Raw genomic sequence first — 21,666 nt, 5'->3', positions numbered from 1 at the left:
CTCGCCAAAGTACCTACTTCGCAGCGTCGTTGCCGCCGACGGTGACCGCTCCCTCTCAACACCCCTGACGCGTTACTACGTCGAGGCCGGCACCCCGTTCTCCATTTACCATCGACCGCTCCAGCGCGAGCCTGCGCACTGACGAGGACGGACGGCTGCCGCTGCATCGTCGAGCCGGCCGCAGCTGATGCCGTCGGCTCATTTTCAGCGCTGGCCGGGAAGCTGCCTTATTTCCCCCACACGTCTGGCACTAAGAGTGCGAGCCGCGCGCTGCGCGCGCACCTGACCCCCGAGACCGCCCCTCCCGTGACGGTCTCGGGGAGGGGCCATCGTGGTGATGACCATCCGGGTCATGTCGTCCGGCAAGGGGTACGAATACCTGTTGAAATCGGTCGTCGTCGGTGACGGCGACCGCGAGATGAGCAGCCCGCTAACCCGGTACTACACCGAGACCGGGAACCCGCCCGGGACGTGGATCGGCACCGGGCTGATGAGCCTCGACGACGGGGGAACACCAGCGTTAACCGAGGGCGACACGGTGACCGAGGAACACCTGTCCCGACTACTTGGTGACGGTATCCATCCGGTCACCGGCGAGAAGCTCGGCAAGAGGTTCCCCTCGTTGCAGCCCCCACGCGAGCGGATTGCGGCCCGCATTGCACGACTAGACCCCGGCTTGCGAGGCGAGGCACGGGAAGAGGCCGTGCAGCGCATCCGTGAAGAAGAGGTTACGAAGAAACCGCGCACCGCCGTTGCAGGGTTCGACTTGACGTTCTCACTGCCCAAGTCGGTCAGCGCGATCTGGGGCGTGGCAGACGCGGGTACGCAAGCGCTGATTGCGCAGGCGCATCACGCTGCGATGCAAGACACGATCGCGTTGCTGGAAGATCGTGTCGCCGCAACCCGCGTCGGCGCGGGCGGTATCGCGCAGATGCCGATCGTGGGCGTGATCGCCACCGCGTTCGACCACTACGACTCCCGAGCCGCCGACCCGCAGCTACATACGCACGTCGTGGTGTCGAACAAGGTGCAGGGCGAGGACGGCCGCTGGCGCACGCTCGACTCTCGCCGACTGCACAAGGCGGCTGTCGCTCTCTCGGAGTCGTACAACGCCTTTGTCACCGACCACACCGCGCGGCTACTCGGCGTGACGTGGGTGCCCGTCGACCGGGGCAAAGACCGCAACACCGGCTGGGAGATCGAGGGCGTACCGGCGGCATTGATCGCGGAGTTCTCCCGACGCACCACCGGAGGCAGCGACGGCGCGGAGGGCATCGAGCAAGTCAAGAACCGGCTGATCGAGCAGTACGTCACCGAGCACGGGTGGCAACCCTCAGCAGCGACGATTGCGAAGCTCCGCCAGCAGGCGACCTTGGAGACCAGGCCCGAGAAACAACTTCACTCACTGGCCGACCTCACCGCCGACTGGCGTGCGCGTGCCGAAGTCGTGCTCGGGCAGGACGCCCCCACTTGGGCGCAGCATCTGCTCGACCGGGCTTCGACCGAAGCCCGACTGAGTGCAGACGATCTCGGGCTGGAGCAGATCGAGGATCTCGCCTCAGTGGTTCTGATGGAGGTAGCGAACAGGCGTGCAACCTGGGGGCGATGGAACCTGCACGCCGAGACGATGCGGCAGCTCATGGGCGTCCGGTTCGCAACCACGGACGACCGTGTCCGGGTGCTCGATCAGATCGTCGCGCACGCCGAAGCCGAATCGCTCCGGCTCACCCCGGATTACGAACGCGTCGTGCCCGCCCACTACGTCGACGGCGAGAGCAACAGGTTCCAGCCGGTCAATCAGATCGCGTACTCCAGCCAAGACATCCTCGACGCCGAGCAGCGCCTGCTCGCGCACAGTCAGCGCACTGGCGGGCCAGCACTGACGGCGCGGCTTGTCGCGCGGCACACCTCTCGCAAGATCAGGGGCGTCCGGCTCGAACCTGACCAGGCCGTCGCCATCACCGGCATCGCCCGCTCCGGGCTGACCCTCGATCTACTCGTTGGCCCTGCTGGGTCTGGCAAGACCACCGCGCTCCGCGCGCTCCATCGCGCATGGACAGCCGCGCATGGGCGTGACTCGGTAATCGGTCTCGCGCCGTCGGCGGCTGCCGCCGAAGTGCTCGGCGACTCGCTCGGTGTCCGGGCAGAGAACACCGCGAAGTTCCTCTACGAACACCACCACGGGCGTTGGAACCTCGAAGCCGGGCAGCTCGTGCTCGTGGACGAGTCCTCCCTCGCAGGAACCCTCGCGCTCGATCGGATCGCCGAGCACGCCGCCGAGGTCGGAGCCAAGGTTGTGCTCATCGGCGATTGGGGGCAGCTGAGCGCTGTCGAGACGGGCGGGGTGTTCGGGATGCTCGTCCGCCGCCGCGATCAGGTTCCCGAGCTCACTGATGTGCGCCGCTTCGCCAACGAGTGGGAGAAGACCGCCAGCCTCGGCTTACGGCACGGAAACACTGATTCGCTCGACGAGTACCAGGGACGCGGAAGGCTGATCGACGGCGACGCCGAGACCATGCTCGATGCGATCTACGAGGCATGGCGCGCCGACCGCGGCGAGGGTCTGCGCACGCTGATGCTCGCAGGAACCGGCGAAATGGTCGCCCAGCTCAACGAACGCGCCCGCGCCGACTTGATCGAAGCCGGACACGTCGAGGCTGACGGTCTGCGTCTACACGATGGCACGACAGCAGGCGTCGGTGGGGCCTTGCCCCCGATCTTTGGACACGGGGTGTGTTGGATTACGCGGCTTCCGGGATGGTAGTCGCGAGGTTGTTCTCGTAGGTGTTCGGGGACACCTGGCCGAGGTAGGAGTGGCGCCGGCGGGTGTTGTAGCGGACCGCCCATCGGAAGACCTCGCGGCGGCATGATGCTTCGTCGGAGTAGGTCGCGGCGCCGGCCAGGGTCTCTCGTTTGAGGGTGGCGTTGAACGACTCCGCGAGGGCGTTGTCGGCGCTCGTGCCGACGGCACCGAGGGACCGGATCACGCCGAGCTGCCCGCAGAGCTTGGCGTAGTCCTTGGAGGTGTAGACCGAGCCGTGGTCGGCGTGGAAGATCGCCCCGCGCAGGCTGCCTCGGTCGGCGAGGGCGGCCTTGAGCGCATCCTCGACGAGGCTGGTGCGCATGTGGTTCGCGACCGCCCAGCCGGCGAGCTTTCGGGAGCAGCAGTCGATCACGGTCGCCAGGTAAAGGTTCGACCCGTCGGCAAGCGGCAGGTAAGTGATGTCTCCGACGTACTTGGTGTTCACGCTCGCGGCGGTGAAGTGCCGCTTCAGCAGGTCGGGCACCTTCTGGTCTGAGGGTTCGGGGATCGTGGTGCGGACCTTCCGCCGGAGCCGGATCCCGGCCAGGCCGTTCTCAGCCATCACGCGTGCGACGCGCTTGTGGTTGACCCGATCCTCGACATCGACGCCGTCGTTGAGCTCTGCGGTCACCCGCGGCGCACCGTAGGCCTTGTCACCGCCCTGGGCAGGGTCCTGGACCGCACGGATCCGGTCCGCGAGCTCATCGTCTGCGGCAGCGCGTTCGGCTCGCGCCGGCGCAGCGTTCTCCCAGGCGTAGAACGAGGACCTGTTGATCTCGATGACCTCACACAGCCGCTTCACCTTGAAGGTGTCTCGGTGGTCGGCAACGAACTGGAAGCGGCTCACCAGTTCGTCTCCCCAGCGAAATACTTTGCCGCCTGACGAAGTATCGACTTCTCGGTCTCGATCTTGGTCTTGTCCGCCTCGAGCTCGGCGACCCGGGCTTCGAGCCGGGCAACCTTCTCGGCCTGTGTCTCCGGCCTTCCGGTCGGCGGCTTGCTGCTGGTGATCGCGGTGGTCGTCGAACCCGTGCCGAACGTCTTGACCCAGTCCGACAAGGTGCCTCGGGAGATCCCAAGGTCGTCGGCGATGCCTCTCAACGTGGCACCGGGTGTGGACTCGTACAGATCAACGGCCTGCCGACGGAACTCGTCGGTGTAGTTCTTCCTGGCCATAGACGGGATCATCTCGCTTCCCCAGCACGATGCTGGATTCAGCGTGTCCAAGATCAGGGGTCAAGCCCCGTCTATTGCACCGCTCAGATCGATCAGGGGTTCAACCCCACCGGTCATGCCGAGCAGTACGCCTACCTGCAGGCCCTGCTGATGGCGGGCAGCGTGGATCACATCGAGTTCGGTCGGTATGTGACGGGTGTGCGAGCACGGCCTCTGGCCGTGCGTGCGGACACGAAGCGGGGGCGCCGCGACTCGTCACGCCCCAATGGCCCGTCATGATTCAGGCGCCGCTTGGGCACGCGACGCAGGACGCGGTCTTCATGGTCTCGACCCTCCACCAGGAGGAGAAGGGATCCGATGTCAACGTCGCCACCCATCTCCTCACAGATGTGCTGGACGGGGCCGTCGACGCAGTGGTCGTGGTCTCCAACGACTCCGACCTCAAGCTGCCGATCAATCGCGTCCGGGAACGTGTACCCGTCGGCATGGTGAACCCCGCGGGCGGGAACACCGCGGGAGACCTGCGCGGGCAGCCAACCGACGGGGCGGGCTGCCACTGGTGGCGTACCCTCCGACCGACAGACTTCAGGCATCAGCTTCCCACGATCGTCGGGGGGATCACGAAGCCCGAGCGGTGGTGAGGTTGACCGGGGACGTTGCCACGGCGAGTCGTCACGGAGTACGATCAAGCCATAACTCACCCGGTCCCTCGTGGGCCGGGTCTTTTTGTGACGCGGGGCAGACGCGCTTCGACGCGGCACGCTACCTCGGCGCCCGGATGGACTTCAGGCCCTCGATGCCGGCCTGGTTCAGTAGATCCAGCGCCAACTCCCTCGCCACGTCGTACCGCTCCGCCTGGTCGGCCTGCGCTGTCATGGAGGCCGCGACCGCCTCGAACTCGGTGACCGGGCGGCTCTGGGACTCGTCAGCCAACCGCCACTCGTCCCGGAACAACGCGTGCTCGTCTCGGATGACCAGGGCTTCCTCACCAGGGCCGACGATGGAGGCCATCACACGTACGGGTGAGTTGACGCCGAGTGTCTCGACGGTAGCCGACGCCAGTGCGACCCCATCGTCGACGAACCACTCGACGGCACGTGCGATGGTGTGGAACGGCTGCCCAACCGGCCACACGTGGCTCGTTTCACTCTCCTCGCTCCAGCCACCCAGGTCGACACTGAGGCTCGCCGACCCATCGGCGTGGACCACTGCACGCGCCCCTTGCGGTGACGCCAACCGAAGCACCCAGCTACGCAACCCGGGTCTGACAGGTTCGTTGCCGTGGTGGATCGTTGTCAGCTGGGGGGCGCAGATCTTTCGTCCGCTGATGGCCGAGAAGATTGTCTGGGCGAGACTCTTGTCGATTCGCACCCCGCGTGGCGACGGCTCTGCTGGGCGAGCGACTAAAACCCCACAGATCAACCGTGATCGGGCTGAGGCCCGGGCGGTCGCCCCAAAAAGGTCTTGCATGTCGTCATGCCACGCTCGCCGGCGGGCGAACCTCGCTGCGTAGGCCCGCTCGATCTCGCGCTCACTCATGAAAACCGTCTCGGGACCGTTCCGCTGTGGCGCCCGCAGAGCGTTCTGCCGGTAGCGAGCGAAGTGCGGGGCCTCAGCAGAGTCGGGGACACGCATGGCGACCACGGCCCCACCTTCGACTTCCACCACCTCGAAGTCCACGCCCACCGCAGGCGGGTACACCCGCCCATACGCGAGTGCGCGCAGTCGCTTCGATTCGCTCGAATCCCAGCGGACTGGACAGATGTCTGAGGCACGTGAGTGCCCGTCCTCACCCACCCCGTAGACGATCCACCCACCACCCGAGTTGGCCATCGCCGCCACGTCCTTGGCGAACTCGTCCCCGGCGTCATCGCTCTTGGCGTGGGGTAACTCCTTCTTCCAGTCCAGGTCGGCCGCTTCGGCAATGCTCGAGTCGATCGCCTCCCGCAGGATGCTGAGGTCTAGCGGCGCAGCTTCTCGGCCGAGAGCGCGGTGGAGAGGCGTGAGGATGTCCACGCCAATCATGATGCAGCACAAGCAGGAACGTGGCCAGGAAGACGCCGCCGTGCGAGCTTGACGCGGTGCCTTCCAGTGGATGCGCGCCAGTGGGAAGGTGAACGCCGCGACGCTGTCAGACCCGGCTGGTACTTCTAGGGGATGACGGCAACGGGAGAGTCGATGGTCCGCGAACGACACGGCAACTTGCTCGCCGACGACGCCGACGCGCTGGTCAACACCGTCAACACGGTGGGCGTCATGGGAAAAGGCATTGCGTTGCAGTTCAAACGCGCTTACCCCCGGATGTTCACTGACTACGCGCGCGAGGCCAAGGCCGGCCGACTGGTGACGGGTCGGATGCACGTGTGGGAGACCGGCAGCCTCACTGGGCCACGCTTCGTCATCAACTTCCCGACCAAGCAGCACTGGCGGGCGCCCTCCCGCATGAGCGACATCGAGGCGGGGCTGACCGACCTCGTCCGCGTCGTCCGGGAGCGCGGCATCCGCTCAATCGCCATCCCCCTCTCGGCTGTGGCAACGGGGGCTGGACTGGACTGACGTCGCACCCCGAATCCACGCCGCGTTCGCAGCTCTCGGCGATGACGTCGACGTGCGGGTATACGGGCCTGCGGGCGCGCCCCCGGCGCACGAAATGTGAACCGTACCGCCGCACCTACCCTCACGCCTGTACGTGCGGCGCTCCTTCAACTGATGGCCGGCTACCACGCTGTCGCCTGGGAGTGGCCGGGGCTCATCGGGACCCAGAAGCTCGCCTACTTGCTCCAAGAGGCCGGCGAACCTCTGCGGCTCTTCTTCGTCAAGGCCCACTACGGTCCGTACACCGACAGCCTCCGCAAGACGCTCCGAGACATGGAAGGCCACTTCATCACAGGCTTTGGCGACGGCTCGGCATCACCGCTCGACGCCGAGTCGTTGGAAGTTTCCGAGCACGCCCAGGAGCGACTACCGACCGTCATGAGTGAAGTACCGGACACCGCCGCCCGCACCACGCAGGTGCTTGGGCTCATCAGTGGTTTCGAGGGCACGTATGACCTCGAGCTACTGGCGTCGGTGCACTGGGCGGTCACCCGCGACGGTGCGCGGACCCCTGATGAGGCCAGCCGCACCATCCGTAAAAGGACGAAGCGCAAGGCGACGCTCTTCTCCACCGACCACGTCGCCACCGCGTGGGAGGCCCTTGAACATCGCGGGTGGCTGCGTCAGCCCGAGCACGTCTGACGCCAGAGGTACGCCCGGGTGAAGCTGCGCCACCGGTGCAGACCGTTGAACCCCTTCACGATCTCCTGAACGACGCTCACCTTACGGAGGTCGGCGCACACCGAGGTGTTGTGCTCACCCTCCCGTCAGCCCCGCGTCGTGGGCCAGGATCGCGACCTGTACCCGGTTGAGGTCGAGCTTGGTGAACACGTGAGCCAGGTGGGCCTTGACCGTCGCCTCCGACAGGTAGAGGTCACCGGCGATCTCGGCGTTGGACAGGCCTCGGGCGACGGCGGCCGCGACCTCCCGCTCACGGTCGCTAAGGACCTCCAGCCGGGCACGGGCCTCCTCGCGGCGCGCGCCTCCCCCGGCGTACCGGTCGATGAGGGCGCGGGTGTGTTCCGGGGTGAGCATCGCCTTGCCCGCCGCGACCGTACGGACGGCGTCGGCCAGTTCGCGGGGCGGAGTGTCCTTGAGCAGAAAGCCGATCGCCCCCGCTTGCAACGCACCGAACACGTACTCGTCGGCGGCGAACGTCGTGAGGACGAGCACCTGCGGCGGGTCGGGAAGGGCGGCGATCCGCTCGGTCGCGGCGAGTCCGTCGACGCCGGGCATGCGGATGTCCATGAGCACGACGTCCGGTCGCGACGTGCGCACGGCCGCGACCCCCGCCTCGCCGTCACCGGCCTCCCCGACGATCTCGATGTCCTCGGCCGCGCCGAGGATCATCGACAACCCCGCCCTGACCAGCGCGTCGTCGTCGACGAGCAGTACCCGGATCATCCGATCGACTCCTCCAGCGACGTCTCCACCGCACCGGCGGCCGACCTGTCGCGCTCCTGCGGCCACGGGAATCGCGCCCGCACCCGGAACATCCCATCACGGACCCCGGCCTCGAACGTGCCACCGGCGATCCTCACCCGTTCCGCCAGGCCCGGCAGCCCCGTCCCGCCGGACGCACGCTCCGCGGGCGAACCCGCGGCGTTCTCGACGACCAGATCCACGCCCCGCCCCGGAGTGCCGGTGAGCCGGACGCCGACCGGGCTGCCGGGCGCATGGCGATGCGCGTTCGTCAGCGCCTCGGTGAGCACGCGGTGGATCGCCCGCCCGGCCACCGCGTCGATGCTGCGCGCGTCCTCCCGCGTCGTCACGGTGTCCTCGACCTCGATCGACGCCCCCGCCTCGCGGTAGCGCGCCACCAGAGCGGGCACCTCGCCGATCCCCGGACCCGGCTCACGCGACGCGTCCTCCTCCTCGAGCGCGCCGATCACCGCGCGCAGATCCTCCAACGCCTCCCGGGCGGTGAGCCGGATGCGACCCGCCTCGCGTTCCACGACCTCGCGACCGGCGTCGGCGTTCACCTCCAGCGCGCCCGCCTGCATCGTGACCAGCGAGATCTTGTGGCCGAGGACGTCGTGCATCTCCCGCGCGATCCGCGCCCGCTCGAGCAGCACCGCCTCCCGGGCACGCGAGGCGCGCTCCGATTCCGCACGTCGCGCCCGGTCCTCCAGGCTCGCCACCAGCGCGCGGCGCGTGCCGATCACCGAGGCCAGCAGCACACACACGAGTACGCCGACGAGGTGGGCGGCCCAGTTGGCGAGGAACCCGTCGACGTTCGCCAGGGTCCCGTCGGCGCGGGTGATCTCGACCGTCCCCCGTTGGCGAACGAGGGGATGAGGATGGCCAGGACAGCCACGGCCACGAATGCCCAGGCCGCGCGGTCGCGGCGCCGCACCGTCACGGAGATCACCGCGAGATACACCAGGGCCGGCCCGACCAGCGGAACCGAGAGCACCGCGACGGCGGGGAACGCCCACGGGTAGCGAACCCGGTAATACACGGTGAGCGCGGCGAGCACGCCCACCACGACCGCCAGCACCCGCAACGCGACCGACAGGTCGATGATGGGCCCGACGACACTGAGCGCGACGACGAGCACGTAGGCGACCGTGCGCCACGCGAACCGTGCCTGTTCCCCCGTCGGTCGTCGCATCACGCCTCCGACGATACGAGGGGCGCCATCTCCGCGTCATCGTCCGAACGGGCAATGCCGCGCGTCACCGACATCATCCGTTCGGACCTGGAGCTCGACCTCGATGGCAGATGTGCCGACCAGGGCGAGGCGGCGACGGTGGATTCATGATCGAACTCACCGGACTCACCAAGACCTTCGGACACCACCGCGCCGTCGACGACCTCACGTTCACCGCCCCCTCGGGCCGCGTGACGGGATTCCTCGGCCCCAACGGCGCCGGCAAGTCCACCGCCCTGCGCATGGTCTGCGGCCTCGCCCGCCCCGACGCCGGGTCGTCGACCATCGACGGCGTCCGCTTCACCGACATCCCTCGTCCCGGCCGGGTCGTCGGCGTCATGCTCGACGCCGCCGCGCAGCACCCGGGACGGACCGGCGACGAGGTGCTGCGGCTCGCGGCCATGACCGTGGGCGTGCCGGCCTCCACGGTGGAGCCGATGCTCGCCCGCGTCGGGCTGACCGGCGCCGGGCGCAAGCGCGTCGGGCAGTACTCACTGGGCATGCGGCAGCGCCTCGGCATCGCGGCGGCGTTGATCGGCGACCCGCAGGTGCTCATCCTCGACGAGCCGGCCAACGGTCTCGACCCCCAGGGCATCCACTGGATGCGCGGTCTGCTCGAGGACTTCGCCGAGGCCGGCGGCACCGTCCTCCTGTCCTCCCACCTGCTGACCGAGGTGCAGGCCATCGCCGATCGCATCGTCGTCCTGCACCGGGGACGACTCGTCATGGAGGGCGACGCCGACTCCCTGCGCGGCGAGGCCGAGCGCCAGACGGTCGAGGCGACGGACACCGCCGCGCTGGTGGCCGCGCTCGATCAGGCCGGGGTCACGCACTCCGGCGCGCGGGACGGGCTGCTCGTCGACGCACCCGCCCAGACGATCGGCGAACTGGCCGTGGCGCACCGGCTCGTCCTCACCCGCCTCGAACCCTCCGGCGGAGACCTCGAATCCAGGTTCCTCGAGCTCACCCGCGCCGCCTGACCCTCCTCCTCTGCCCATCCGAGACATCGCCCGAACGGAGAGACCGATGACGACCACCGCCCACCCCACACCGACCGCCCCCGCCGCCTCGAAGCACAGCGGGATCACGATGGTGACCCGCACCCGGATCGAGCTGCGCAAGCTGGTCGACACGCGCTCGTCCACGACCCTGTTGGCCGTCATGTTCGGCCTGCTCCTTCTCGCCATACCCCTGCTGGGCGTCTTCGCCCCCGAGGACCTCGACCTGCGCGGCCTGACGTCGGAGGGCTCCGCGCCGCTGGTGTTCCTCCTGCCGGTCGTGGGCATGCTCGCGATCGCGGGGGAATGGCGCCACCGGACCGCGCTGTGGACCTACGCACTCGACCCCGCACGCTCCCGGGTCCTCACGGCCAAACTGATCGCCATCGCCCTGCTCACGCTCGCCGCCGCGGTCGTCACACTCGTCATCGCGCTGATCGTCGTGGCGCTGGTCGGCGACACACTGCCGAGCCCGCGCGGCATCCTCGACGTGGCCGCCGGTCTGCTCTGGGCGATCGGCGGGATGACCCTGGTCGGTGCCGCGCTCGGCGCCGCGCTGCTCAACGCGCCCCTGGCACTCACCGTGTTCTTCCTCGTCCCCCAGCTCATTCCGCAGTTGCTCAGGGCATGGAGCACCACCGCCCCGATCGCGCCGTACGTCGACGCCCACGCCGCCTTCCTCGGCGGCTTCGCCGACCGCCCCGCCGCCCAGGCGCCGGAACTCGCCTCGGTCGTCATGCTGTGGATCGTCCTGCCGATGGTCGTGGGGTTCATCCGCAACGCGCGTCAGGACGTGTGAGGCACGTGCGTCGGTGCTGGGACCGTGACGCAGTTTCGACGTACTCGCGGGAACCTCGTGACACTCAAGGCCAGGTCACAGGACTGCAGGGTCGTGAAACCTCGCGCGAGTACGTCGAAACTGCGTGACCTCCGCGGGCCCCGATCAGAGCCGGGCGAACGCGGGGGCGTAGTGGAAGGTGCCGCGTGGTCCCGACCAGGCGTGCAGGCGGCGGAGCATGAAGTTGACCGAGGGCCACGTCGGGACGGACGGCCCGAGACCCTCCGGCGCTGCCGGGGTGAATCCGAAACGCGGGTACCAGGTCTCGTGGCCGAGCAGCACGACACCCTCGACGCCCAGCGCGTCCGCGGCCGCGAGCGTCGCGTGCATGAGCGCGGCCCCGACGCCCTCACCCTGATGAGCGGGCAGCACCCCGATCGGCCCCAGACCGACGACCCGGGCCTCCGGCGCGCCCTCGACCGACGCGTGACTCACGGCCACGTGCCCCACGACCTCTCTGTCGAGTTCGGCGACGAGACAACAGGGGTCGACGAGGTCACCATCGGCACGCAACGCATCCAGCAGGGCGACCTCGACCGGCTCCTCCCCCGCAGCGGGCGGATCGAACGCCTCCCGATGCACGCGGCGGATCGGCTCGACGTCCTCGGCTCGTTCACGGCGGATCAGCACGACCTCACCCTGTCACCGGCGGTGCCGTTCGCACCACCACCCCGTCCAGCATGGGCAGGACGACCTCGAGTCTGGGCAGCCACGGGTCGGCGAAGTCGCCCGCGTCACGCATCCGCATGACCTCGTCCAGATCCACCCAGCGCGCGTCACAGACCTCGGAGGGCTCGAGGTCGAGCACCTCGGGGTCCGCGACGCGGGCGGTGAAGACGTCGAAGAAGGCCGTCGGCTCGACCAGTCGTCGCAGGAGGACGAGGTCGTCGTGAGCGACGGACAGTCCGGTCTCCTCCTGGAGTTCACGTGCTGCGGCCGTGGGCGAGTCCTCGCCCGCCAGTGCACTGCCCGCCGGAAACTCCCAGTCGAGCGGCCAGTCCTTGGAGACCGCGCGGCGCGTCACCAACACGCGACCGTCCGCGCGGACGGGGCACACGCCGACCACGAGGTGGTACCGCCCCTCCGGCCAGCCCGGATCCCCACGGCGAAACCTCTCGCCGACCGGCGCGCCCGCGTCGTCGAGCACGTCCCACCACTCATCGCCCGCGCCCGCCGATGCGTCCTCTGCCGTCGTCATGCCTGAACTCTAAGGACAAGCACGTCAGGACATTCCCGACCATCAGAGTCATGCCATGATCATGATCATGCTACGTTCGTGGCATGGCGAAGGTTCGCGTGAGCACCACCGTGGATGAGACCCTCCTCGCCGCCGCGAGGGAGGCGCACGGGGGCGGCACCGATGCCTCCCTCGTCGAGGCCGCCCTCACCGAACTGCTGCGCACACACCGTCGGGCCGAGATCGACGCCGCCTACACCGCGGCCTATCGAGATCAGCCGGTCGACCTGCCCGACGAGTGGGGTGACCTGGCCGAATGGCACGAGGCCGCCTCGACGGCGCGGAGTCGGGACACGACGCGTGGGCGGCCGACTCACGACGCCCGCGACCTTCGCCGACCCGACAGCCGATGAGCATCCCCGCACGTGGCGAGGTCTGGTGGTGTGAGGTGCCGGGCGCAGGACGGCGACCGGTGGTCGTGCTGTCGCGGGACCAGGCCATCGTCGCCAGGCGTCTGGCCGTCGTCGCCCCGTGCACGACGCGCAGACGAGGCCTCCCCAGCGAGGTCGAACTCGAACCCGGGACCGATCCCGTGCCCCGCCCCTGCGTGGCATCGCTGGACTCCCTCGAGAGCGTCCCGGTCGCGTGGTGCGTGGAGCGCGTCGGCCGACTGAGCTCGGCGCGCCTGCAGGAGGTGTGCAGCGCCCTGGGTGTCGCGCTGGACTGCCTCTGACCCGCCGGAGGGGCGGCCGCAGCCGCACCACCACGGCAGGCACCTGCGCGAGCGCCCTCATAGGGTGGCGGCATGACCGAACGCATCGCCGTCGACCGGGTGATCACCGCCCCTGCGTCGGCCGTCTTCGACGTCCTGTGTGATCCGCAGGGCCACGTGGCCATCGACTCCTCCGGAATGCTCCAGGACGCCACCGGGCAACCCGTCTCGGCCGCCGGCGACCAGTTCGTCGTCCACATGGACCGCGAGGCGCTCAACGACTTTCCGGAGTTGGGTCGCTACGACGTCACCGTGACGATCGGCGACTTCGAGCGCGACCGGCACATCTCCTGGACGATCCTCGGGCAGATCGAGCCTCCGCTCGGCCACGTGTACGGCTACCGCCTCGAACCGGCCACGCGCGAGGACGGCACCGAGGCCACGCGCGTCACCTCGTACTACGACTGGTCCGACATCCACCCGCAGTGGCGTGAGGCCGGCATCTTTCCCGTCCTGTCCGAGACGCACCTGCGCGGCACGCTGGGGATCCTCGACCGCACCGTCCGGCGTGGCTACCCCCGCGACTGAGCGCCCGCCCCTCAGGTCAGCAGCAGCCGATCGAGGCGGCGGCGGGCCAGCAGCATCCCGGTCAGACCCAGCGCGATCAGGTAGAGGACCGACACCCCCGAGGCCGTCGTGATCATGCCCGTGGTCAGCTCGCGGCACAGCACGACGCCGCGGTAGAGCGGGGTGACCTCGACGATCCAGCGCACCACCGGCGGAAACTGGTGGATCGGAAAGAACGTGCCGCTGAACAGCGTCATCGGCATGAGCGCCAGGGTGATGAACTCGAAGTCCTGCCACGAGCGCATGTACGTGGTCAGCCACATGCCGATGCCCGCGAACGCCAACCCGATGAGCAGACACGCCGGCAGCGCGAGGATCGCCGTCCACGACGGCGCCAGACCCATGAGCGCCATGAGGCCGAGGAACCCGGTCGCGTAGATCCCCCCGCGCAGCAGCGACCAGGCCACCTCACCGATCGCGATGTCTCGCGTCGTCATGGGAGTGGCGAGGATCGCGTCGTAGAGCTTGGCGTACTTGAGCCGGAAGAAGATGTTGAAGGTCGAGTCCATGACGGCGCCGTTCATGGCCGACGTGGCGAGCATGGCGGGCGCCACGAACATCGCGTACGGCACCACGACGCCGTCGACCTCGAAGCCGGGGATCATCGCCCCGACCCCGATGCCGATGGAGAACAGGTAGAACACCGGCTCGAGGAAGCCCGTGAGGAACACGTGCCAACTGCGCCGGTAGACGCGCGCGTGCCGGACGACGAGGTGCCAGGCCATCACAAGAGCAACCTCCGCCCGAGCAGTCGCGCCGCGAGCCACCAGCCCAGGGCCGCCATGCCCGCGAGCACGGCCAGGTGCACGAGTACCACGGCCACCGGCAACGGCGTGCCGAGCATGAGCGCCCGCGTGAGCTCGACGCCGTGCCACAGGGGGCTGATCATGACGAGCCGCTCCAGCGCCGGCCCGAGATTGGAGGTCGGGAAGAACGCGCCGGAGAACAGGTAGAGCGGCACGAGGACGACCCGAAAGATGATCGCGAATCCCGAATCACTCTTGGCCTGCACCGAATACGCCGTGATCGGCGCGGCGAACGCGAGGCCCACGAGCAACTGCACCCCGAACGCGAGCAGCGCCCCACCGAGGGTGGCGAACACCCCGAATAAGCTCAGCACCAGCATGAACACGGCGCACGAGAGCCCCACGCGCACGACGACCGCCGCCAGGTGGGCGGTGACGATGTCGCCCACCCGCAGCGGCGTGACCGTCATCGAATAGAAGGTCTTGTCCCACTTGATCGCGCCGTAGACCGGGTAGGTGGAATCGCCGATGGCGATCGTCATCGCCTGCCCCGCGAGCAGGCCCGCGGCGATGAAGTGCAGGTAGGACGGCGCCCCCTGCGGCCCGGTGCCGGCCCGGTCGATGTAGTCACCCAGCACGAGTCCCATCGCGAGCACGTACAGCAGGGGGTTGACGATCGCCGTGACGATCGACCCCTTCCACGTGCGCCGCAACCGCGTCCAGTGGTAGTCGGCCTGGCGCAGTGCCGCGACGAGCCGGGACGGCGTGGCCGGGATCGCCTCGCCGGTGATGGCGGTCGTCGCGTCGGCACCCGCGCCGCCGCTCTGTCGGTGGGAATGTCGGTGGGGAGGCCGGTGTGGAGGCCCGGCGGACGTGGCCATCAGTCGACCAACGTCCGGCCGGTGAGGCGGAGGAAGACGTCCTCCAGGGTCGATCGGCGGACGAGCACCTGTGCCGGCGTGAGCCCCCGCTCGTGTACGGCCGAGACCGCGGCGTCGCCGGAGTCGGCGTACAGCAGGAGTCGGTCGGGCAGGACCTCGACGCGCTCGGCGCACCCCCGCACCTGCGGTTCGTACTCGGCGTGGTCGACGACCCCGAACCGCAACTCGGCGACCTCCCGCGTCGAGTACTGCCGGATGAGCTCGGCCGGACTCCCCAGCGCGGAGATCTGCCCGTCGTGCATGACGACGAGCCGGTCGCAGAGTTGTTCGGCCTCGTCCATGTAGTGCGTCGTGAGGATCTGTGTGACGCCCGAGTGTTTGAGTCGATACAACTGGTCCCACAACGTGTGCCGCGCCTGCGGGTCCAGACCGGTGGTGGGCTCGTCGAGGATGAGCAGGTCGGGCCGGTTGACCAGCGACCGCGCGATGGTGAGGCGCCGCTTCATGCCGCCGGAGAGGTCGTCGACCTTGGCACCCCCTTGTCGGTGAGCTTGACGAAATCGAGCAACTCGTCGGCACGGGTGCGCACGTCGGCGCGGCTCATGCCGAAGAACCGGCCGTAGACGGTGAGGTTCTCGCGCACCGACAGCTCGACGTCGAGCGTGTCCTCCTGCGGGCATACCCCCAGCCGTGCGCGGATGCGCGGCCCCTCGGTCGTGGGGTCGAGGCCGAGCACCCGCAGGGAGCCCCGCTCGGCGGCGACACGGTGGCGATCATGCGCATCGTCGTCGACTTGCCCGCGCCGTTGGGCCCGAGGAACCCGAACACCTCACCGGGCCGCACCTCGACGTCGATCCCTTTGACCGCCTCGAAGTCGCCGTACGTCTTGCGCAGGCCATGCGCCTCGACCAGTGGAGTGCTCACGGTCGTGAACGGTAGCGGAGGTCACCGACAGCCGCCGTCGACCGACGGACGTGAACGGCGCCAGAGGGACCGGGCGGCACCGGCAGCCGACGTCGTGGTCGCCCTGCAGGTGCGGCCGACAGCGCATCGATCACGACACCGAGCCGGCATGTGCCGCACCGCTCGACGGAACCGCTCACCTCGCTGGACGCCATTTGCGACAATGCGGACGCGCCGACGAATGGGCCCGAGTCGGCACGGACGAGTCGACCGAGGAGGTGTCGTGGACTTCGACACGGTGATCGAGATTCTGCTGATCGTCACGGGTGTGGTCTTCGGGGCCCGCGGTGTGTACCGGATGATGCGGCTCGGCCCGAACCCCGCCCACCCCCGGTGGTCCAGAACCACGTCTCGGATCGTCGACGTGTCCGCTCGCCGGTCCAAGTTGCGCGCGGCGGACGAACCCCTCGCCGCGAGGGTGGCCTACTCCTACATCACCCCGGCCGGCCCGCAGGAGGGGAGCGCAGAGTTGCCGCTACGCCGGGCGGTGCCGCTCTCGGGCTCGCTCGAGATCGCCGTCCGTCCGGGCAACGACGCTCGCTCGGCGGCGGTGTATCCCCAGCCGGGGCGCGGACGCCGGTTCCTCTCGGCTTTGGCCGGGTTCGGGCTCGGTGTCGCGCTGGTGGGCTACGGCGGGGCGACGCTGGCCGGTCTCCTGCCCTTCGAAGCTCACGACCTGTCGATGGGCAAGCTCGCCTTCGCAGCCCTGGCGGGCCTGGGCGCCGCCTACACGTGGGTGGCGCGCCAGGACACGACACCCGACGGCACGACGTGGATCCCCGCCACGGCCACTGTCGGTGAGGCGGTGAGTGGGCAGAGCGGCTGGTCCTCGAAGTGGTGGTACGTGTACGTCACCTACGACGGGCCGGACGGTGTCCGCCGTTCCGGCGCAGCCACCCGCAAGGGCGATCGGCCCGAACCCGGCACGCAGTTGCGGATGCAGGTGGATGCCGCCGATCCCGGTCACTTCCGGTTCCCGTGAGGCGTCCGGGCCCGCCGGGATGCGGAGACATGGTGCCTCCGGCAAGGATGGGCGGCATGACCGACTCGAACGCCCCCATGCCCGATGAGCCCCTGGCCGAGGAGATGCTCCCGCCCGACCCCGACGTGACCAACGCGAGCGCGCAGGGTGGCCGCCCCCCGCAGGAGGCGTCCGGTGCCGGTGCCGCGCAGGGCGAGACGATCGGCGCCGACTCCCCCGGGCAGAGCTCCACCACCGAGAAGGACCCGGAGACGTGGGTCACCGGCGACGAACCGATGACCGGGGCGCAGCGCAGCTACCTCGACACGCTGGCCCGTGAGGCCGGTGAACAGCTCCCCGCCGACCTCACCAAGGCCGAGGCCTCCGAGCACATCGACCGGCTTCAGAACAAGACGGGCCGCGACCCGGCCTGAGCACCCCTTCCCGCCGAGACCGCCGGTTATAGGCGGCGGTCTCGGCGATGGGGGCGGTCTCAGCTCGTCTCGGTCCCGTGGCTGCCACATCCTCAGCGCGATCACGCGGATCGAAGAACAACACGGACGACATCGACCGACATCGACGCGCACCGCCGATGCCTTCCGCGCAGGTCAGCGGCTCATCCGTTCTCAGCGCACCGGGCCGATGTCGTCGGTGTTGTTCTTCAGTCGCCCACACTCCGCCCGATCGACCACCCGCCCCCTCAGTCCGATGCGGGCGGGTCCTCGTCCACCTGCTCGAGCCCGGCCGCTTCATCGCCCTCGGCCCACTCGAGCAGCGGGGCGATGTCGAAGATGGCGTCGTCGATGCCTTCATGGAGGTCGCCGAGCTTGGCGAACCGCGTCGGCATGGTGTGCACGGTGAAGTCATCCGGTTCGGCGTCGTCGATCTCGTCCCAGGTCAGGGGCGCCGACACCGTCGCGCGGGCGTTGCCACGGATCGAGTAGGCGGCGGCGATGGTGTGGTCGCGGGCGTTCTGGTTGTAGTCGACGAACACGGCGGCCGGATCGCGGTCCTTGCGCCACCACGTGGTCGTCACGTCGTCCTGCGCGCGCCGCTCGACCTCGCGGGCGAAGGCCAGCGCGGCACGTCGGACGTCGGTGAATCCGTGCTCGGGGGCGATGCGCACGTAGATGTGCAGGCCGTGCCCGCCGGAGGTCTTGGGCCAGCCGGTGGCGCCGAGATCGTCGAGCACCTCGTGGGCGACGTGGGCCACCCGCCGCACCCGCGCCCAGTCGCACTCCTCGCCGGGGTCGAGGTCGATGCGCCACTCGTCGGGCTGCTCGACATGACCTCGGCGGCTGTTCCACGGGTGGAACTCGATCGTCGACATCTGCACCGCCCACGCGACGTGCGCGAGTTCGGTGACGCACAGCTCGTCGGCCGTGCGGTCGTAGCGGGGAAAGTGCACGCGGACGGTCTCGATCCACGGCGGCGCGCCCGCCGGGATGCGCTTCTGGTGCACCTTGTCGCCCTCGATGCCCTTGGGAAACCGGTGCAGCATGCACGGCCGCTCCCGCAACGCCCGGACGATCCCGTCACCGACGGCCAGGTAGTAGTCGACGACATCGCGCTTGGTCAGCCCCGCCTCCGGAAAGTAGACGCGGTCGGGGCTGCTCAACCGCACGTCCCGCTCGCCGACCTCGATCTCGACCGCCTCGGTCTTCGCCATGCTCGTCACCGTAGTGCCGCCGGGGCGCTGCCGCCCTCCACCCGCGGCCCGGGCAGCCGAGAACGGGGCCGGTCGCACCCGGCCGTGCACCGTCCGTCAGAGTGTCGGGATGAGCCTGCGCCCCGTCACCACCTCGGTCGCCGCCCACGTCGCGCGGTTCGTCCTGGCCGCGTTCCTCGCGTTCGCCGGGACGGCGCACCTGTCGTTCGCCCGCACGGAGTTCCGCGGGCAGGTCCCCTCGTGGTTTCCGGCGTCGCCCGATCTGGTCGTGGTCGTCTCCGGGGTGATCGAGCTGGCCCTGGCGATCGCTCTCCTCGGCCCGCGACGGTGGCGTCCCGCCACCGGATGGGTCGTCGCCGCGTTCTTCGTCGCGGTCTTTCCCGGCAACATCGCCCAGTGGGTCGAGCAGCGCGACGCGTTCGGTCTGGACACCGACACCGCCCGCGCCGTCCGCCTGATCTTTCAACCGCTGTTGGTGATCTGGGCGTTGTGGTGCACCGGCGCCTGGCGGGCCTGGCGGCAGTCAGACGACGCCGATCGACGCTCATGACGCCAGGACGGGCGATCTCGGGCAGACGGTGGTGGCCCGGCGTTGCTCAGAACGGCACACCGCACTCCAGAATCACGTTGGCGTACGGGGTGGCCTCGCCAGTACGGACGGCGAACGTCGCGTGGGGGAGTTCAGCCTTGAACTCCTCGTGGGAGAGCAGCTGCCGCTCACCCAGCCGGGTGTCACGGGCATCCAGCCACGCGCCCGCTGTTCCGCCGAGCGACTCGATCGCCATCACGTGCCCCTGCACGACGATCTCGTCCAGCAGCGCGTCGAGGACGGGCGTGAAGCCGACCGTCCCAGGCACGAGAGCCAGGTCCACCACCGGCAGGGACCGTGGCAGGGGTAGTCCCATGTCGGCGACGACGATCCGATCGGTGTGGCCGAGCAGCGCGATCTGCCGCGACAGCTCGGCGTGAGCGATTCCGGTCCGTTTCACCGGCGTTCCTCCCAGTCGTATGACTCCTGCGCGCCGTGGCCCTGCACCGCGCGTGCCGCCGCAGCGTTGCCGGCCCGCGCCGCCTCGGCCAGCCCGTCTCCCCGTGCGAGACCCGCGGCAACCGTTCCGACGAAGCAGTCACCGGCGCCGGTCGTGTCGACGACGCTCACCGACTCGCCTGCGCAGGTGAGCGGTTCGCCCTCACCGGATGCGACGACCGCGCCGTCGGCGCCGAGGGTCACGACCACCGACCCGACGCCCGACGAGACCAGCCCTGACGCCAAATCGGTGGCCGACGCGACATCCATGTGATCGGCGTCCGTGTCCTCGCCGACCTCCACGCCGAGGATCCCCGCAGCGGCGATCGCCTCGTGCTCGTTGACGACGAGCGGGTCGGCGATCCGCAGGGTCGTGGCCGCGAGCGGCACCACAGGAGCGAGATTCACCATCAACCGCGCACCCGCCCGCTCGACCAGGCATGCCGTCTCGTCGACGACCTCGACGGGGATCTCCCCCTGCACGACGACCACGTCGCCGGGACCGAGTTCGAGCCCGGCGATGTCGTCGCGGGTGACCTCGTGGTTGGCCCCGGGGATGACGATGATCGAGTTCTCCCCCACCGCCGAGACGGTGATGAGGGCGACGCCCGAGGGAACACCCGGCACCGCGCGAACCCGAGTCAGATCGACACCGGCGCGACGCAGCAAGGACAGCCCGACCTCGGCGTGGGCGTCGTCCCCGACGCACCCGACCATGGCCGTCGACGCACCGGCGAGCGCTGCGGCGACTGCCTGGTTCGCGCCCTTGCCGCCTGGGCGGGTCGAGCCGTCACTCCCCAGCACCGTCTCGCCGGGCCGGGGGTGACGCTCTACTCGCGCGAAGAGGTCGACGTTGATGGAGCCGACGACGACGACGCGGCTCACTTGAGGAAGTCGGCCACGTTGTCCTTCGTGACCGCCTTGACAGGGACGGGGATGTCGTTCTCGACGGTCTGCCCATCGGCGACTTTGAGCGCCGTCTCCGCCGCGACCTTCCCGAGCTCGGCCGGCTGCTGTGCGATCGTGCCGACCATCTTCCCCTCCTGAACCGCCTTGAGGGCGTCCTCGGTCCCGTCGAACCCGAACACCTTGACCTGCTGTCCGGCCTTGGCGCCGAGGGCCTGCACCGCACCGAGGGCCATCTCGTCGTTCTCGGCGAAGATGCCAGTGGCACCAGCGTTGGCCTGCAGGAGGTTGGTGGTGACGTTGAGGCCCTGAGTCCGGTCGAAGTTGGCCGGCTGCTGCGCCAGCACCTTCAGGCCTGCACCGCCGATGCCCTGGGTGAAGCCCTGACCGCGGTCGCGGCTGGCCGATGTGCCGGGCACGCCCTGCAGCACGATGACGTCTCCGGAGCCGCCCATCGCCTTGCCCAGCTCCGTGGCCGCGAGGGTTCCGCCCTCGACATTGTCGCTGCTGACGAGCGAGGCGACATCGGCGCCCTCGACGGCGCGGTCGACGGCCACCACTGGGATCTTGCCGTTGACGGCCGGCTTGACCGCCGAGCCCGCGGCGGCGGAGTCCACCGGGTTGATGATGATGGCCGAACTCTGCTTGGTGACGGCGTCGGCGATCTGGTTGGCCTGGGTGGCGGCGTCGTTCTGCGCGTCGACGACGTTCAGCGTGACTCCGGCGGCGTCGGCCGCGGCCTGCGCACCGTCACGCAGGTCGACGAAGAACGGGTTATTGAGCGTCGAGACGGCCAAGGTGATCGTCTTACCACCGCCGGCAGCGGCGCCGGTAGACCCGGGCCGGGGCGACTCGGCGGGGCCGCGGTTGCAGGCGGCGAGACCGAGGAGAGCGCCGAGATCGAGACGACGGTGGCCATGGTGCGAACGGGCCT

The 21,666-nt window shown here is 69.4% G+C and carries 25 protein-coding genes and 1 pseudogene; 12 read left to right on the top strand and 14 right to left on the bottom strand.

The annotated features are described in order from the left end of the window. Positions 1–337: 337 nt before the first annotated feature. Positions 338–2,764: a MobF family relaxase gene (mobF, locus tag QQK49_RS20615; protein ID WP_284305964.1), complete on the top strand. Its 2,427-nt coding sequence runs from the start codon at positions 338–340 to the stop codon at positions 2,762–2,764. On the opposite strand, the gene QQK49_RS20610 is transcribed toward mobF, so the two are convergent. Further along, a protein-coding gene (locus tag QQK49_RS20610; protein WP_284303549.1) for an IS3 family transposase occupies positions 2,742–3,979 on the bottom strand; the annotation gives its coding sequence in 2 pieces (ribosomal slippage) (positions 2,742–3,664 and positions 3,664–3,979; 1,239 coding nt in all). The two genes, mobF and QQK49_RS20610, sit on opposite strands and share 23 nt — an antisense overlap. A gap of 320 nt (positions 3,980–4,299) precedes the next feature. On the opposite strand from QQK49_RS20610, the gene QQK49_RS20605 reads away from it, so the two are divergent. Then, a complete protein-coding gene (locus QQK49_RS20605) occupies positions 4,300–4,620 on the top strand; it encodes a PIN domain-containing protein (protein WP_284305626.1) in 321 nt (106 codons plus the stop codon). 121 nt (positions 4,621–4,741) lie between these two features. Here the strand turns inward: QQK49_RS20605 and QQK49_RS20600 are convergent, their stop codons facing one another. Further along, the gene (locus QQK49_RS20600) at positions 4,742–5,995 is read right to left on the bottom strand and encodes an AlbA family DNA-binding domain-containing protein (RefSeq protein WP_284305625.1); all 1,254 of its coding nucleotides are present in this window, start codon (positions 5,993–5,995) and stop codon (positions 4,742–4,744) included. A 162-nt stretch (positions 5,996–6,157) separates the two neighbouring features. Between QQK49_RS20600 and QQK49_RS20595 the strand changes: the two genes are divergently transcribed. Next, a complete protein-coding gene (locus QQK49_RS20595) occupies positions 6,158–6,535 on the top strand; it encodes a macro domain-containing protein (protein ID WP_284305624.1) in 378 nt (125 codons plus the stop codon). Between the two features lie 153 nt (positions 6,536–6,688). Continuing rightward, positions 6,689–7,216, top strand: a complete 528-nt coding sequence (locus QQK49_RS20590) for a hypothetical protein (RefSeq protein ID WP_284305623.1) — start codon at positions 6,689–6,691, stop codon at positions 7,214–7,216. A 114-nt stretch (positions 7,217–7,330) separates the two neighbouring features. On the opposite strand, the gene QQK49_RS20585 is transcribed toward QQK49_RS20590, so the two are convergent. From QQK49_RS20585 to QQK49_RS20575, 3 genes are read right to left on the bottom strand one after another with little or no spacing between them, the layout of a single operon-like run. Beyond that, on the bottom strand, positions 7,331–7,978 hold the full coding sequence (locus QQK49_RS20585) for a response regulator transcription factor (RefSeq protein ID WP_284305622.1): 648 nt from the start codon (positions 7,976–7,978) through the stop codon (positions 7,331–7,333). Continuing rightward, a complete protein-coding gene (locus QQK49_RS20580; RefSeq protein WP_284305621.1) occupies positions 7,975–8,754 on the bottom strand; it encodes a sensor histidine kinase in 780 nt (259 codons plus the stop codon). Before QQK49_RS20580 ends, QQK49_RS20585 begins: the two co-directional genes overlap by 4 nt. Beyond that, on the bottom strand, positions 8,736–9,191 hold the full coding sequence (locus QQK49_RS20575) for a hypothetical protein (protein WP_284305620.1): 456 nt from the start codon (positions 9,189–9,191) through the stop codon (positions 8,736–8,738). Before QQK49_RS20575 ends, QQK49_RS20580 begins: the two co-directional genes overlap by 19 nt. Before the next feature lie 143 nt (positions 9,192–9,334). Between QQK49_RS20575 and QQK49_RS20570 the strand changes: the two genes are divergently transcribed. Together QQK49_RS20570 and QQK49_RS20565 are read left to right on the top strand one after the other, a co-directional pair. Then, positions 9,335–10,207 carry an ABC transporter ATP-binding protein gene (locus tag QQK49_RS20570; RefSeq protein WP_284305619.1) on the top strand — a complete coding sequence of 291 codons (873 nt, stop codon included), beginning with the start codon at positions 9,335–9,337 and terminating at the stop codon, positions 10,205–10,207. 46 nt (positions 10,208–10,253) lie between these two features. Further along, positions 10,254–11,024, top strand: a complete 771-nt coding sequence (locus tag QQK49_RS20565) for a hypothetical protein (protein WP_284305618.1) — start codon at positions 10,254–10,256, stop codon at positions 11,022–11,024. A gap of 144 nt (positions 11,025–11,168) precedes the next feature. Here QQK49_RS20565 and QQK49_RS20560 read toward each other — a convergent pair whose 3' ends face one another. Continuing rightward, positions 11,169–11,693 carry a GNAT family N-acetyltransferase gene (locus QQK49_RS20560; RefSeq protein WP_284305617.1) on the bottom strand — a complete coding sequence of 175 codons (525 nt, stop codon included), beginning with the start codon at positions 11,691–11,693 and terminating at the stop codon, positions 11,169–11,171. Between the two features lie 4 nt (positions 11,694–11,697). After that, positions 11,698–12,261 (bottom strand): NUDIX hydrolase, encoded by a 564-nt coding sequence (locus QQK49_RS20555; protein ID WP_284305616.1) that lies wholly within the window; start codon positions 12,259–12,261, stop codon positions 11,698–11,700. 98 nt (positions 12,262–12,359) lie between these two features. Between QQK49_RS20555 and QQK49_RS20550 the strand changes: the two genes are divergently transcribed. The 3 genes from QQK49_RS20550 to QQK49_RS20540 all read left to right on the top strand — a co-directional run bounded on the left by QQK49_RS20550 (position 12,360) and on the right by QQK49_RS20540 (position 13,540). Then, on the top strand, positions 12,360–12,653 hold the full coding sequence (locus tag QQK49_RS20550; protein WP_284305615.1) for an antitoxin MazE5: 294 nt from the start codon (positions 12,360–12,362) through the stop codon (positions 12,651–12,653). After that, a complete protein-coding gene (locus tag QQK49_RS20545; RefSeq protein ID WP_284305614.1) occupies positions 12,650–12,973 on the top strand; it encodes a type II toxin-antitoxin system PemK/MazF family toxin in 324 nt (107 codons plus the stop codon). The genes QQK49_RS20550 and QQK49_RS20545 overlap by 4 nt, the downstream gene beginning before the upstream one ends. Before the next feature lie 72 nt (positions 12,974–13,045). After that, complete coding sequence (locus tag QQK49_RS20540; RefSeq protein ID WP_284305613.1) at positions 13,046–13,540, top strand: SRPBCC family protein; 495 nt, start codon at positions 13,046–13,048, stop codon at positions 13,538–13,540. An 11-nt stretch (positions 13,541–13,551) separates the two neighbouring features. On the opposite strand, the gene QQK49_RS20535 is transcribed toward QQK49_RS20540, so the two are convergent. The 3 genes and pseudogenes from QQK49_RS20535 to QQK49_RS20525 all read right to left on the bottom strand — a co-directional run bounded on the left by QQK49_RS20535 (position 13,552) and on the right by QQK49_RS20525 (position 16,130). Continuing rightward, complete coding sequence (locus QQK49_RS20535) at positions 13,552–14,304, bottom strand: ABC transporter permease (protein WP_284305612.1); 753 nt, start codon at positions 14,302–14,304, stop codon at positions 13,552–13,554. Continuing rightward, on the bottom strand, positions 14,304–15,206 hold the full coding sequence (locus tag QQK49_RS20530; RefSeq protein WP_284305611.1) for an ABC transporter permease: 903 nt from the start codon (positions 15,204–15,206) through the stop codon (positions 14,304–14,306). The genes QQK49_RS20535 and QQK49_RS20530 overlap by 1 nt, the downstream gene beginning before the upstream one ends. After that, a pseudogene (locus QQK49_RS20525) lies at positions 15,206–16,130 on the bottom strand (ABC transporter ATP-binding protein). The gene QQK49_RS20530 and the pseudogene QQK49_RS20525 overlap by 1 nt, the downstream one beginning before the upstream one ends. Before the next feature lie 262 nt (positions 16,131–16,392). On the opposite strand from QQK49_RS20525, the gene QQK49_RS20520 reads away from it, so the two are divergent. Both QQK49_RS20520 and QQK49_RS20515 read left to right on the top strand, forming a co-directional pair. Continuing rightward, positions 16,393–17,151 carry a hypothetical protein gene (locus QQK49_RS20520; protein WP_284305610.1) on the top strand — a complete coding sequence of 253 codons (759 nt, stop codon included), beginning with the start codon at positions 16,393–16,395 and terminating at the stop codon, positions 17,149–17,151. 104 nt (positions 17,152–17,255) lie between these two features. Next, positions 17,256–17,564, top strand: a complete 309-nt coding sequence (locus QQK49_RS20515; protein WP_284305963.1) for a DUF3072 domain-containing protein — start codon at positions 17,256–17,258, stop codon at positions 17,562–17,564. A 266-nt stretch (positions 17,565–17,830) separates the two neighbouring features. Here QQK49_RS20515 and ligD read toward each other — a convergent pair whose 3' ends face one another. Then, entirely contained in the window at positions 17,831–18,799 is a 969-nt protein-coding gene (gene ligD, locus QQK49_RS20510) for a non-homologous end-joining DNA ligase (RefSeq protein WP_284305609.1), read from the bottom strand. A 109-nt stretch (positions 18,800–18,908) separates the two neighbouring features. Between ligD and QQK49_RS20505 the strand changes: the two genes are divergently transcribed. Further along, positions 18,909–19,349 (top strand): DoxX family protein, encoded by a 441-nt coding sequence (locus QQK49_RS20505; protein WP_284305608.1) that lies wholly within the window; start codon positions 18,909–18,911, stop codon positions 19,347–19,349. A gap of 46 nt (positions 19,350–19,395) precedes the next feature. Here QQK49_RS20505 and rbsD read toward each other — a convergent pair whose 3' ends face one another. From rbsD to QQK49_RS20490, 3 genes are read right to left on the bottom strand one after another with little or no spacing between them, the layout of a single operon-like run. Continuing rightward, a complete protein-coding gene (rbsD, locus tag QQK49_RS20500) occupies positions 19,396–19,788 on the bottom strand; it encodes a D-ribose pyranase (protein ID WP_284305607.1) in 393 nt (130 codons plus the stop codon). Then, entirely contained in the window at positions 19,785–20,711 is a 927-nt protein-coding gene (locus QQK49_RS20495) for a ribokinase (protein ID WP_284305606.1), read from the bottom strand. Before QQK49_RS20495 ends, rbsD begins: the two co-directional genes overlap by 4 nt. Next, entirely contained in the window at positions 20,708–21,529 is an 822-nt protein-coding gene (locus tag QQK49_RS20490) for a substrate-binding domain-containing protein (protein ID WP_284305605.1), read from the bottom strand. The genes QQK49_RS20495 and QQK49_RS20490 overlap by 4 nt, the downstream gene beginning before the upstream one ends. Between the last annotated feature and the right edge of the window lie 137 nt (positions 21,530–21,666).

It is taken from the genome of Mobilicoccus caccae, assembly GCF_030161635.1.
Lineage (GTDB): Bacteria > Actinomycetota > Actinomycetes > Actinomycetales > Dermatophilaceae > Mobilicoccus > Mobilicoccus caccae.
Note: the sequence above shows the minus strand (reverse complement) of the source record. Positions and strands in the feature narration are given on the sequence as shown.